Raw genomic sequence first — 13959 nt, 5'->3', positions numbered from 1 at the left:
CTGCAAAAATAGAAATTCAAATCCGTTTTATTTCAAAATATAACTTAATCGACTATATTTCAATCATTTCAAAGAACTATTATTTACTTTAACGGAACAGTAGTGAAACATTTATTATATAAATACAAAATATTATCATAATTCATAGTAATAATTGTATTAATAATAGTAGCTTTGTTACTCCTTAAACATATAGTTAAACAATGAAACTAAAACACAAATTAAACTATATACTACAATGAAAAACATGAAAATTGCATCCTTTATGATAAAATTCATAATGATGCCCCTGCTTGTCAGCACTTCCTGTGTAAATGAAATTTCAGAAGAATCGACAACCCTTCCCGGAGAAATTCCTATCCGCCTTTCTACACAAATTTTATGCAACCCCACACGTGTTATTGATAACAAATTTCAAGAAAAGGACGCCATTGGCTTGTATGTATTGACACAACCATCAACTATCAATCAGAAACGATACATTGACAATATGCGTTTCACATGTTCCCAAACCTCCGGCTTCGAACCGGAAGAAACGATTTATTATCCTAAAGGAAACGGAGAATGTAACTTCATCAGTTATTATCCTTTTCAAGAAACAGGTATTGAACCGGACAAAAGTACAATGCAGGTCCAGATACGGACCGACCAAAGTACTGTGGGCGGACTATCACTTTCCGACTTTATGATCGCTGTAAACAATGACATTACACCCAGCCAGAACATGGTTGCCATGGAATATAAACACAAACTTTGCAAACTGGAAATCATTATAAGACCCGCAGCCGGAGAAGACTTACAAGAGCTCTTGGCTGATAACCCTACCTTATCCTTAAACGGATTCCATTCGGAAGCATCTTATGATTTTCTCACCGGCCAATTCGAGTCATCGGGACAAACGAGCGGCATTATTCCTTATGGAGAATGGAAAATAGAGAATAATACCCTTATAGGCAAAAAAGCGATACTGATACCCGAAAAAATAGAGTCTGACAGTCACTACATAAATATGGAAATAGATGGAAAGAGCTATAGTTGCCCATTTCCGGACAACTTTCAGCTGTCCAGTGAAAAAAGCTGTTCCATAGGCATTATCTATAAATCATCCGAAGGTATTCAAATCAACAACTTCGATCATAGCATTGCAGACTGGACAGAAGGGGAGTCGGGTGAAACGACAGCTCAGGAAACATCAGGTATAATTCACCTGGCTGCACTGAAATTCAGTAAGAGTAATGTATATAAAGCCATTAACGAAGGGACGCAGGTAGCAGAGATCTGTAAAGAGTATCTATTGGCAGACAATATCGATGCACAAGCCATCGTCGCCTATCCTGTTCTAAATGGAGAAACAGATTTAAACAACGGCACGGTAATTTGTTTACTTGACGAAACAGCAGCCGTTCACGGAGGCAAGGTCTCTTGGAACAAAGTTAATAATGTATTAGCCTACACGCCCGGAAATCAAAGCGTCATCAACGATTTCTACATAGCCGAAGATAACTCAATATCAATATCCAAGCCGGAAAATCCTCTACCTGTACGATTGCAAGAAGATGTCTTGACAGATATACGGAATACGGAAACCAAAACTTATCCTATAGTAAAAATAGGAATCCAATATTGGATGGGACGTAGTTTGGAAGCGACACGCTATACCGACGGTAAAACAATTACTTTGAAAAAGGATTTCACGGCAACAGCAGGCTATTACACCGGGAAATATCAAGATGCGCCTCAAAATTTTTACTTTTACAATTCTGAAGCTGTTATTTCAGGCAAGTTATCACCCCAAGGATGGAATATTCCTACCGAAACCGAGTGGGAACAACTAAAGCAATATATAAACAATGATGCTTCTAAACTGAAATCTGGGCCATGGTCAAGCGATGAAAACGGTGACAAGCTTCCTATACTTAACACTACAGGATTCAATGGAATGCCGGAAGGATATATTCTAAAAAGTAAGAACGGGTATACCAACGGCTTATATACGGTGGTATACTGGTCTACCAATTCATCTGGAAATCAAATAAATAAAGCAATCTATTTGCTGCATACTACAAATGAAATAAAAGACGGCAATATAACAGACAGAGCTCTTTCTGTCAGATGCATCCGTAAATAACAAGCACTTTGCCTATCATACAGAATCTAAAGTTTAGGTAGATCTCCTCACCGCTACTGGCCCAAACTTTAGATTCTGTATTTTATCGTTAAATTATTCTCTTCATTCGAATAGGGAATCTTCTTCTTTTTTCTGTCTTTATAATCAAGAAATCAATTATAAAACCCAAAACAGAAAACATATGCAGAAAGTATTATTTATCACCACAATTCTACTTACATTATTCGCCCTCTCTATCCATGCTGAGCACAATCCTCAAAAAAGACCAGATGCATCTGCCCAATTCCAAACCGTCTCCGGTCACAGTATCAGTTTAAATGGTATCGGACTGGCATATAGTTATGAATATGCTTTTGCTCCGAAAGGTACTGTTATTTTTAGCGCAGGAGCTTCTTATGCTTTTGGAAGAACATGGCAACTCAAAATGGAATCACTTCGCGAATTTCATATCGCCACCAAAGACTATCATTTAGTAACCGGAGATTTAGCCATAGAACCACGTTTTTATTATAACCTGAAGAAAAGGCATCGCAATGGCAAGCGTACTTGGAGCAATTCCGGTGGGTATTTATCTGCCTGTTTCGGATATTCTTTTCCAATAGCCATCAGCAGCGGAGTAAAAACAGCGCATATATATGTTATCACCCCATATTGGGGATTTCGACGCGTATGGAAACATTTTCTTTTCGATCTATCTGGCGGAGCCGGTTATATAAAGTCCTCCAACGGCAATTCCGCCATCTATCCTACTGTGAGAATAGGACTGGGATATAGATTTTAAACGTCATACTCTAATTGAAGAATAAATAACCAAAGTATCGAATACAAAAAATGGCTACTCATCCCGAGCAACCAATCTTTTGTTAACCTTAAATCTAATACTTATGAAAAAAACACAATACAAATATACCGAATTTCAAGCAATTAGCAAATATCAGAGCAAAAATATCCTGTATTATAACACCGTTTAATACTCGATCTTGTTTTGTTAATACTTTAGGCTAAAAACGTTAACAATTAACACATTCGTTCACAGTTCTCCTGTAGCTCTATAGCCATAGGAAAAACAATATTATTTTCTAAATGAATATGATGATGCAAATTTTTCTCAAATGTCTCCAACATCTCAAACAATAACCTGTAGGTGTCACAAGCATCATCGGGTACTAAATATCCCTGAGCCAATAAAGAAATCCGGCGAAAACGTTCACCTTCGGCATCATGTTCATGCATCATTACCGAAATAGGGCTACTGACACTGCCACAATGAAAAGGCGGAACGGGGCGGTGTTGGGTCACTGCATCGAACAAATCGTATATATAAGGAAACAACACCATTTCCTCCTTGGTAAGATGATTATTCAGATCTATCCAGGACTCCTGAAACAACCCACGTATCTCATGAAGTTCCGGATGTTTCTCACCGTGTACCTCACAAACTTTATCAAGCAATTGAAGAATCTGCGGTCCCTGGTAACGGATATTACGATGATGGAATTTCAGGATGTAATCTACCAATAAATCCATAGGCCAACTTTTAAAATCAAAAATCGGAGAATGGTTCGGTTGCGTTTGCCTCAACTCTTCCAACAAACTGTCCACCCCTGCTCCGGCTCTTTCACAAGCATCAGTCAGCGAGACATCTCCATTGCAACAGAAATCAATGCCATACTTATTGAATACCTTTGCGTGGTCAAAACGATCGGCTACAATCTGGCCGACTGTCATAAGTTTATAATCTTTCATATTTTCCTCTTTTATTATTCAGAGGACAAAGGTAGGGAACAGAAAACAAATAATTTGTAACCAATGTTACAGGAAGGATTTTCTTTTGTCTTTCGAAGCAATATGAAGTATAAAACAATGGCATACACAGTTTTCTATAACTTGTGTATGCCATATTCTTTTCTTAATTAAAATAATACAGAAAGATAGCGATACCTTCGAGTGCTTTCTTAGGCTGATCTTTAATCTCAATCGCAAACTTAATTTCAGCTTTAGCCACACCACGCAAGTTAGTAAGAGAATGCAGACTTGCCTTCAGTCGCACACTTTGACCTGACAGTACTGCTTGCCCGAACTTCATCTTGTCCATACCATAATTAATCATCATCTTCAAATTATTTACTTCAATAATCTGATTCCACAAATGAGGAAGTAATGACAATGTCAGATATCCGTGAACAATGGTGCTATGATAAGGGCTCTCCACCTTAGCACGCTCTGTGTCCACATGAATCCACTGATGATCTAATGTTGCATCAGCGAAAAGGTTGATACGTTCCTGAGAAACCTCCAGATAGTCAGAGACTCCAATCTGCTGCCCCACTAATTTCTCAAAATCTTCATAAGAATTAATAATTACTTTATCCATATTTCTTCATTTAAAAATGTACATCTTTGCTACAAAGATATATTTTTTTTAGATAAGTTAAAATTAATCCGGTCTTTTAGATTCTTCATCAGAAAAACTCGCCGGCTTAGTACATGAATCTACTTTCCCAAATATCCGATACCGATATTTGGAAACCAATAAATACAATGCATCCCTTACTTTTACCGGAATCAGGATCAATGGATAAAAACACTGCCAGAATCCTCCCAGGTCTTTTAAGATATAAAGTATAGCCGTAGATTTAGAATAACAATCTCCTTTCCGAAAATAATAGAGAGTCTTATTACTACTTTCAACAGCATACCGGCCCAACAAAGTTTTACCCGCTTCAGATTGCAGTGAAACAAAACGGAACAGCTTTCTTTTATCCCTCTTTACAATAAAAGAAACTGTCCCGTTGCAGAGATTACATATACCATCGAAAAGTATAATATTCATTCTATTTTTCTAAATAATGGAAGTCTCGTATGCACTGGTCAACATATCATAATCGGCATCACTGTATTCTCCTTTTTCCCGAGCCTTCTGCACCTGTTTGATAAATATTTCTACCTGTGAAAGGAAAGTCTGATAAGACTTCATCTCGCTTTCATGACCATTCACGGCAGGAAGTTTTTTAGCAGCATCGAGTTGTTTGGTAAGTTCAGCTACTTTCAGGTCAATGCGGGGGCCATCCATCATATGCTTACGTGCATACAGGTTCAAAATACTCTGCATCGTAGCAGACATCTTCCGTACAGACATAATCTGTTCTTTCAGCGGACTGTCCGCCAGAAGCACCTGTTCAGCCTGTTCGGTAAACGGACTCAGAATATCAAAAACATTCTGCTTGTATTCAGACATCTGTGTGCTCAACTGATAATTCGCCTCTAACAGTTGCTTCGCTTTGGTTACATCTTTCTTTTTCAAGTAAGAAAGATAGGTATCGAAATTTGCGTAGAACTCTGCTCTCGCCTTAAACAATCCGGCATAGTTCTGCACCAGATTCTGGCGGGTTTCTCCATTGAAGTAATCTCCGGGATTCATCACCGTCGCCGAATCTTTTGCAACAACTGTCGGTGGGGCGATGGCGGTAAGAGCCGGTACTTTTCCTTTTTGTTCCATATAATCCAAAACGGCATTTACATCTTTTTCCTTCACCATATCTTTTAATACTCCGAGAGAAGTATTATAATATTTGATTACCTCTGTCGCATTTTCAATATCTGCCGTACTGGCAACAGGAGCTTTGCTCTTGCTTCCACCCGAACAAGAGGCCAACAGAAAAGCACTCACAAGTGCTCCAAAAAACAATAGATTCTTTTTCATAATGTTTCCTTTAATAATTAGTAAATAGAACAAGCCTATAGATAGCTGATATTGCACTAATAACAATATAAAAGTCGTTTTGCTCTCAAAACCATCTATAAATTACAAAGGGAACAGGGAAATTAAAGAAATAAATATCATCGGAAGCGAAACCACATTACTGCATAAAACAAAAAATGGCTACTCGTCCCGAGCAACCAATCTTTTGTTAACCTTAAATCTAATACTTATGAAAAAACACAATACAAAAATACCGATTCCCAACTAATTAGCAAATTTACGCACGATATTCTGCTCTATTATAACATGGTTTAATGTTACCGATAACTTATTAACATTTCACACTTGTATTGTTAACCATTAACAAGTTCCATTACTCGTTTTCAGACATAAAAAGGCTATCATACGTCATCCACCCAATAACGATGATATCCCCACCGGTACAATATTACTGAATTTCTTTATCCCCCTGATCATATTCCAATCCTTCAGATAACAATTTCTCCGATAACAATGAACATGTTACAGGTATAACCGGTATTTCATTCATAACGAAATGAATGTAGATCTCAAAAGATAGTTTATAACCAATCCACACAACCCTATGCATTTCTGAAGCAGAAAGATAGAAATCAGACAAAGGCAGTAATCTATTATTCAATTCGAATAGTTCGAATGATGGAAAAAAAGAGAAGTCGATATTGTGATATTCTTTCAATAATAGAATCTTGTCGCTTAATTTATTCTTTTTGATTTCTTGTATATTAATGTTTTTTTCTTGCTTTAGACATCAGATAGTGGTATATTTACCCCGAAACACTTCAGCCCGTTTCTTAACCTTAAAAGGAATTGAATATGAAAAATTTAAAATAATTATTGATCGTACTAATCTTTGTTACATAAAAAAACAAATAAAACAAATAAGATGAAACAAGTAAACACTGTTTTGACAGTCATTCTGTTGGTAGTATTGACTGGATGTGGAAGAAATAAACAATCAAACGATGATTTAATCATCGTGGACGTTTCGAAAAGCTATCCTAAAAAAGAATTGATTCTTCAGGATTTTATGAATGTGGAATATGTTGCGCTGGAAACTACAGATGAGTTTCTTACACAAGGCTTAGTACAAGATGTGGGAAAAGAATACTTATTGGTAACCAATAGGAATAATGATGGGGATATTTTTATTTTTGACAGGCAAACCGGTAAAGGATTAAAAAAGATAAATCGGCGAGGGCAAGGGGCAGAAGAATATGCAAGGATTAATGAGATTATTCTTGATGAAAACAATGATGAAATATTCGTAAAGTCACCGGGAAATAAAATCTTAGTATACGATCTTAACGGAGAATTCAAACGGTGTTTGAATCTTGGTAGAGATATTTCATCTATTTTTGATTATGACAAACATAATTTGATCTGTTATGATATGTCAGATTATCATAACAAAGGAAAAGATAGAAACAAATCGTACCATATTCTTATATCAAAACAGGATGGAAGTATCACCCGGGAAATTTTTATTCCTTTTAAAACTATTAACACACCGATTGTGACTGATGGAGATCGATTTATAGCAAATTATTCTTACCAAATACGCCTAAGTAACGGCAAATGGACACTTATGGACGCATCAGCCGATACATTGTATAACTATGCACCGGATGGTACATTAAGCCCCTTTATTGTAAGAACCCCCTCTGCAAATACTATGGAGCCTGAAATTTTTCTTTATATGGGTATTCATACCGACCGTTATTACTTTATGGAAACCGTTAAAAATGTATTTAACTTTGAAAAAGGTAACGGATTCTATACAGATGGGCTGGTGTACGACAAGAAGGAAAAAGCCATATTTCAAGTTGCCGTATATAATGATGACTATGCAGAAAAAAGAACTGTAGCTATGACGGCGAAATCAATTAATCGCGATATCGAAAATGTCACGAGTTTAAGTGCATCCCGACTTGTTGAGATTTATAAGAAAGAGCAACTGAAAGATGGCAAATTGAAAGATATTGCTTCAAAGTTGAATGAAGAAGACAATCCTGTAATCATGTTGGTAAAGCAAAAAAATAGTGGTTTAAAATGAAAAAGGCAACCAACTATTTTATCAAGAGCAGTGGATCATCCACCACCTGCTGAACACTCCTTTTATTCCATTCGCAGGATTGTTGACCGAATAGATGGTGTTGCTCTTGTTCTTTACGTATACTATGAGGTTGTGTCAAAGCGTATTTGACACAACCTCCTTTTCACATTTACATTCAATCATTATAAAAATAACTAACCTTTCATCATGCTATGCTTATCATGATTTTATTTAGCCTTTTACGGTAATTCGTTTGTAACCATATACAGCACGGTCACCCAATTCTTCTTCTATACGGAGCAACTGATTGTACTTCGCCATGCGGTCCGAACGGCTCAACGAACCGGTTTTAATCTGTCCGCTGTTTGTTGCTACGGCAATATCTGCAATGGTTGCATCTTCTGTTTCGCCGGAACGGTGAGAGGTGACTGTTGTATATCCGTGGCGGTGTGCCATTTCAATAGCGTTTAATGTTTCTGTCAGCGAACCTATTTGGTTTACTTTAATCAGAATAGAGTTGGCACAACCTTTTTCGATACCTTTTGCCAGGAAATCAACATTAGTAACGAAAAGGTCATCACCTACCAATTGGCAGCGGTCACCGATACGTTGAGTTAATTTTTTCCAGCCTTCCCAGTCATTTTCACTCATACCGTCTTCGATGGAATCAATCGGATATTCGTTGATAAGTTTCTCCAGATAGTCAATCTGTTCCTCGGCTGTACGTTTTTTACCCTTTTCACCTTCAAACTTGGTGTAATCGTAGATACCGTCATGATAGAATTCGGAAGAAGCGCAGTCCATGCCGATCATTACATCCTTACCCGGTTCATATCCGGCAGCTTTAATAGCGGCAAGGATAGAGTTTAGTGCATCTTCTGTGCCTTCCAGATTCGGAGCGAAGCCTCCTTCATCACCTACAGCTGTACTCAAACCACGGTCTTTTAATACTTTTTTCAAGGCGTGGAATACTTCAGCGCCCATGCGCAGTCCCTCTTTGAAAGAGTTTGCACCAACTGGGCGAATCATAAATTCTTGAAAGGCGATTGGGGCATCGCTATGTGATCCTCCATTAATGATATTCATCATTGGGACGGGCAAAACATAAGTATTTGTGCCGCCGATATATCTGTAAAGGGGAATATCAAGATAATTGGCAGCTGCTTTGGCTACGGCAAGTGAAACACCCAGGATAGCGTTTGCACCCAGTTTGGCTTTTGTCTTTGTTCCGTCCAGTGCCAGCATAGCATGGTCAATGCCCATTTGGTCGAGGGCTGACATACCAATCAGATGTGGGGCAATGACTTTATTAACGTTCTCTACTGCTTTCTGTACACCCTTACCGCCGTAACGATGTTTATCACCGTCGCGGAGTTCAAGCGCTTCATGCTCACCGGTCGATGCGCCCGACGGAACGGATGCACGTCCCATGATGCCTGATTCCAATACTACGTCTACTTCTACTGTAGGGTTACCTCTTGAGTCGAGAATCTCTCGTCCTGTAATTTTTTCTATTTTCATTGTTTCTCTTGTTTTTTTAGTCTCTGCAAATGTACTCACTTATGGGAAGCGGTAGAATAACTATTAATAGGTATTCCGTGCGGTCTCTTTCCCTATAAATCAGTATTATCGCTTTTATACTATAAAACAAAGAGAGGGGTGGAAAAGTTCAGTCGTCTTCAACCTTGACTCCTAACAGAGGCAGTAAGTCCATTGCCTGTAATGAACTGACTATAGCCCCTTTCAGGTCAGCTATGTTTAGTTGAATACCTGTTATTCTTGAGCTCCTTAGGTCGATACCTTTTAAAGACGTATGCGAAAAATCTGCTTCAAGCAGTTCACAATTGTCGAAAGCTGCTGGTATTAATTTACTGTCATTGAGGCTGGCGTTTCGAAAATCACAATGGCTGAAACGAACGGTTCGCATTTTCGTCATGGAAAGATTGATATATTGTCCATAACAATGCTCCATCCGGACATGGTTTAGGGTGGCTTCCGGAAAACCTGTTCCTAAGAGCTTGCATGATATAAATTCTACCCGGTAGAAAGTAGTTCCGGCAAAAGACACGTTGGATAAGTCGCAATTTTCAAAACGTATGTCTGTTAATTGGGCTGATTTCAACTGGCATTCGTTGAATATTTGTTGTTTGAAAGTACAATTGTTAATACTTAGATAGGGCTTATTTACTTGTCGGACAACTCCTTTAGAGAAATATAAATCAGAAATTTTCTCTTCATCCACCAAAATATCGAGCGGAGTGATGCTTTCGGACTGCTCATTGATGAATGGGGCTATGACTTTAACAGGTTGGACTTTCTTAATTGCTGGTTTCATATATTAGTCTATTGTTTTAAATGTTCTCCGAGGTATCCTCCACCTAATACGGCTAAAAGCCCGAGTATCATACTGGCTAATGTATAAAATGCGAATATGCCGTAGAAGCCTCCTTTCAGTAAACTCAGGCCATCATTAGCCAAAGTAGAAAATGTGGTAAAACCTCCACAGAAACCAACAGTCAGAAATAGCCTTAATTCGAAGGATAGATCAAGACGTTCTGAAAGTGAATAAAATAATCCTATTAACAAACTTCCAGCAATGTTCACGGCAAATGTTCCCCACGGAAAGGGGAAAAAAGTAGGGCTAAGTTTCTCGTTGACGGCTATTTGTGCCAGATAGCGGGATACACTGCCTATGCCTCCTCCGATAAATATATAAATAATCTCTTTCATCTTTTTTATTTTGTTGGCAAAGTTACCACTGTCAACTGTTTATGCAAACGTTTTCTGATAAATCTTCTTTATTTCGGTTCTATTCGTCGAACCGGAATCTGCTTCTTGCTTATCTTTGTTGCATGATTACTAATTTATATTAAACCATATCATGAAGAACATGAATAAACTGACTTTTAAGTTGGCTTGCTTTTTTCTTTCTCTTTTAGTGAGTAGTGTGGCAATGGCCGAAAGCATTACTTCTCCAAATGGACTCTTGAAACTGAACTTTTCGGTGAATGGAAAAGGGGAGCCTGTGTATGAACTTTCTTATAAGGGTAAAGAAGTGATTAAACCTTCTAAACTGGGCCTTGAACTGAAAGATGATCCCGGTCTGATGGATGGTTTTACATTGATTGATGCCAAGACTTCTTCTTTTGACGAAACCTGGAAACCTGTTTGGGGAGAAGTAAAGCAAATCCGTAACAATTATAATGAGCTTGCGGTAACTTTAGACCAAAAAGCTCTGGATCGTAAGATGTTGATTCGTTTTCGTTTATATGATGACGGACTTGGTTTTCGCTATGAATTTCCGCAGCAAAAGAATCTGAATTATTTTGTGATAAAAGAGGAGCATTCCCAATTTGCTATGACAGGCGATCATACTGCTTTCTGGATACCGGGCGATTATGATACACAAGAATATGATTATACTCGATCGAAGCTTTCGGAAATACGTGGCCTGATGAAAACAGCTGTTACTCCCAATGCTTCCCAGACTCCTTTTTCTCCTACCGGGGTTCAGACTGCTTTACAAATGAAGACCGATGATGGATTGTATATCAACCTTCATGAAGCTGCCTTGGTGGATTACTCTTGTATGCATCTTAATTTAGATGATAAAAACTTTGTTTTTGAATCATGGCTGACTCCTGATGCACAGGGAGATAAAGGATATATGCAGACTCCTTGTCAGTCTCCATGGCGTACAATCATGGTCAGTGATGATGCACGTGACATTCTTACTTCCAAATTAACATTAAACCTGAACGAGCCATGTAAATTGGAGGATACTTCTTGGATTAAGCCTGTCAAATATGTAGGTGTATGGTGGGAGATGATTACGGGTAAAAGTACATGGGCTTATACTGACGACGTTTATTCAGTGAAGTTGGGTGAGACCGATTATGCTAAGACCAAGCCCAATGGGCGTCATGGTGCCAATAATGAGAATGTGAAACGTTATATCGATTTTGCCGCTGAACACGGTTTTGACCAGGTATTGGTTGAGGGCTGGAATGAAGGATGGGAGGACTGGTTTGGCAAGTCAAAAGATTATGTGTTTGATTTCGTCACTCCATATCCTGACTTTGATGTGAAAATGTTGAATGAATATGCCAAGAATAAAGGGGTAAAGTTGATGATGCACCATGAAACCTCTGCATCTGTTCGTAACTATGAACGCCATATGGACAAAGCTTACCAATTTATGGAAGATAACGGCTACAACGCTGTGAAGAGCGGATATGTAGGCAATATAATCCCACGCGGTGAGCATCATTACGGGCAATGGCTGAATAATCATTATCTCTATGCAGTGAAGAAAGCAGCCGATCATAAAATCATGGTAAATGCTCACGAAGCCGTTCGTCCAACCGGATTGTGTCGTACGTATCCGAATCTGATCGGTAACGAGTCTGCCCGTGGAACAGAATATGAAGCTTTTGGTGGGAATAAACCATTCCACACTACATTGCTTCCTTTTACACGCTTGATTGGTGGTCCAATGGATTATACTCCAGGTATTTTTGACACTCAATTGTCTTTCTTGAGTGGTGAACATAGTTTTGTGCATACCACTTTGGCAAAACAATTGGCTCTTTATGTTACACTTTATAGTCCGCTGCAAATGGCTGCCGATCTTCCGGAGAGTTATGAGCGCCACATGGATGCATTTCAGTTTATTAAAGACGTGGCAGTAGATTGGGATGACAGTAAATATATTGAAGCAGAACCGGGAGAATATATCACGGTGGCTCGAAAAGCCAAAGGAACCGATAATTGGTTTGTTGGAGGTATTACAGGTGAAAATTCCCGTACTTCTACATTTATTCTTGATTTCCTGGATCCGGGGAAACAGTATGTAGCCACTTTATATGCTGATGGGAAAGATGCGGATTATGAGAAGAATCCGACCTCTTATGAGATTAAGAAAGGTATAGTGACTAATAAAACCAAGATTTCTACTAAATTGGCTCGTAGTGGAGGTTTCGCTCTCAGTCTGATAGAAGCTACTCCGGCCGACCGAAAAGAACTTAAAAAGTGGAAATAAAGGTGGGTTAGTGGTAAAAAGGTTAGTTTGGTTATTTTTTTGAAATGAAAGAGTCCGGATACACAATATGTATGTCCGGACTCCTTTTGTTGATAGTTACTATATTATCAATTAAGTGAGTCATCTCTTGACTTTCTATTTTTATCTGCTGTTCTTATCTTTATTGATTATATCGTTTTTAATCAAGTGATTAATAGTCTAATGTTGAATGTTTATAAAGCTAACTTTAACATAGAGTTAAAGCTTGTTTTTTGAATGCAAAGAACAAGTTGTTTGCATTTAAAAGATTTGTTCTTTGTACAGAGGGAATAACGATCTTTGTTTTCTCCTTAACATTGTTAAATTATTCTGTTATGATTATATCTTTGCTTTGATAGCTTTTGTTCCCTATATATAATAAGGTGTAAACAACTCTACTTATTAGCTCCTCCATCCAGTAACTCGGCTATTTTCTTTTTCAGGTTTAGCTTGATAATTTCATCTTGCTGCAGTTCTATTTCTACTGTAATTTTGGCATTTCCCAATTTATATCTGATATCTTCATTATCATAATTTCTCTGTTCTTTTTTGATGCTATATAAAAGGGAAAAATCATAATCTAACGCCAGTGAAATATTGTATAATGTATCCGTATCGATGCTTTTCCTTGTTAGTAGGTAATCTACACTTTGAGGCTTAACGTCCAACCGTCTTGCGAGTTCGGCTTTAGTAACCTGTCTCTCAGACATTACATTCTTGATAATTTCACCTATATAAATATTACTTTTTTTCATTTGCATGAAAGTACAACATAATCTGAAGAGTTAGGTTTATCGATATAAAAGAATCTCTGTCTATTTTTGTATTTTGTTCATAATTTATTTGTTTTATCAGATAAATTAGGATATATTTGCAGCGGATCACTGAGAGAAGTGAAACAACACTCTTCTGGTAGCAGAAGAAAAACAGAGTGGAACATAACATTTATATTATTACTATTATTCATTAAAATT

The 13959-nt window shown here is 37.8% G+C and carries 12 protein-coding genes; 4 read left to right on the top strand and 8 right to left on the bottom strand.

Features of this window, described 5'->3' with window-relative positions:
* Positions 1-238: 238 nt before the first annotated feature.
* The gene (locus ISX59_RS04810; RefSeq protein ID WP_005809859.1) at positions 239-2128 is read left to right on the top strand and encodes a fimbrillin family protein; all 1890 of its coding nucleotides are present in this window, start codon (positions 239-241) and stop codon (positions 2126-2128) included.
* Positions 2129-2309: 181 nt separating this feature from the next.
* A complete protein-coding gene (locus ISX59_RS04805) occupies positions 2310-2909 on the top strand; it encodes a hypothetical protein (RefSeq protein WP_005809857.1) in 600 nt (199 codons plus the stop codon).
* A 236-nt stretch (positions 2910-3145) separates the two neighbouring features.
* Here ISX59_RS04805 and ric read toward each other — a convergent pair whose 3' ends face one another.
* The 4 genes from ric to ISX59_RS04785 form a co-directional block, all read right to left on the bottom strand.
* Complete coding sequence (ric, locus tag ISX59_RS04800; protein ID WP_005809855.1) at positions 3146-3874, bottom strand: iron-sulfur cluster repair di-iron protein; 729 nt, start codon at positions 3872-3874, stop codon at positions 3146-3148.
* Positions 3875-4037: 163 nt separating this feature from the next.
* On the bottom strand, positions 4038-4502 hold the full coding sequence (locus ISX59_RS04795; protein WP_005775901.1) for a MaoC family dehydratase: 465 nt from the start codon (positions 4500-4502) through the stop codon (positions 4038-4040).
* Between the two features lie 63 nt (positions 4503-4565).
* A complete protein-coding gene (locus tag ISX59_RS04790; RefSeq protein WP_005809850.1) occupies positions 4566-4961 on the bottom strand; it encodes a thiol-disulfide oxidoreductase DCC family protein in 396 nt (131 codons plus the stop codon).
* Positions 4962-4970: 9 nt separating this feature from the next.
* Positions 4971-5831, bottom strand: coding sequence for a hypothetical protein (locus ISX59_RS04785; RefSeq protein ID WP_005809848.1), 861 nt, complete (start codon positions 5829-5831; stop codon positions 4971-4973).
* A gap of 925 nt (positions 5832-6756) precedes the next feature.
* Here ISX59_RS04785 and ISX59_RS04780 point away from each other — a divergent pair.
* Positions 6757-7926 (top strand): 6-bladed beta-propeller, encoded by a 1170-nt coding sequence (locus tag ISX59_RS04780; RefSeq protein WP_005809846.1) that lies wholly within the window; start codon positions 6757-6759, stop codon positions 7924-7926.
* A gap of 231 nt (positions 7927-8157) precedes the next feature.
* On the opposite strand, the gene eno is transcribed toward ISX59_RS04780, so the two are convergent.
* The 3 genes from eno to crcB form a co-directional block, all read right to left on the bottom strand.
* Positions 8158-9447 (bottom strand): phosphopyruvate hydratase, encoded by a 1290-nt coding sequence (gene eno, locus ISX59_RS04775; protein ID WP_005775910.1) that lies wholly within the window; start codon positions 9445-9447, stop codon positions 8158-8160.
* A gap of 148 nt (positions 9448-9595) precedes the next feature.
* A complete protein-coding gene (locus ISX59_RS04770) occupies positions 9596-10261 on the bottom strand; it encodes a pentapeptide repeat-containing protein (RefSeq protein WP_032540879.1) in 666 nt (221 codons plus the stop codon).
* A gap of 8 nt (positions 10262-10269) precedes the next feature.
* Positions 10270-10656: a fluoride efflux transporter CrcB gene (gene crcB / locus ISX59_RS04765; RefSeq protein ID WP_005809844.1), complete on the bottom strand. Its 387-nt coding sequence runs from the start codon at positions 10654-10656 to the stop codon at positions 10270-10272.
* Positions 10657-10807: 151 nt separating this feature from the next.
* Here crcB and ISX59_RS04760 point away from each other — a divergent pair, with 151 nt between their 5' ends.
* On the top strand, positions 10808-12967 hold the full coding sequence (locus ISX59_RS04760) for a glycoside hydrolase family 97 protein (RefSeq protein WP_220575707.1): 2160 nt from the start codon (positions 10808-10810) through the stop codon (positions 12965-12967).
* A 413-nt stretch (positions 12968-13380) separates the two neighbouring features.
* Here ISX59_RS04760 and ISX59_RS04755 read toward each other — a convergent pair whose 3' ends face one another.
* The gene (locus tag ISX59_RS04755; RefSeq protein WP_005775915.1) at positions 13381-13740 is read right to left on the bottom strand and encodes a helix-turn-helix domain-containing protein; all 360 of its coding nucleotides are present in this window, start codon (positions 13738-13740) and stop codon (positions 13381-13383) included.
* Positions 13741-13959: the final 219 nt, after the last annotated feature.

Origin of the sequence: Bacteroides sp. FSHCM14E1 (genome assembly GCF_019633785.1) — a bacterium.
Taxonomy (GTDB): Bacteria; Bacteroidota; Bacteroidia; order Bacteroidales; family Bacteroidaceae; genus Bacteroides; species Bacteroides hominis.
The sequence above is the reverse complement of the archived record's forward strand: the minus strand, read 5'-3'. Positions and strand labels throughout refer to the sequence as shown.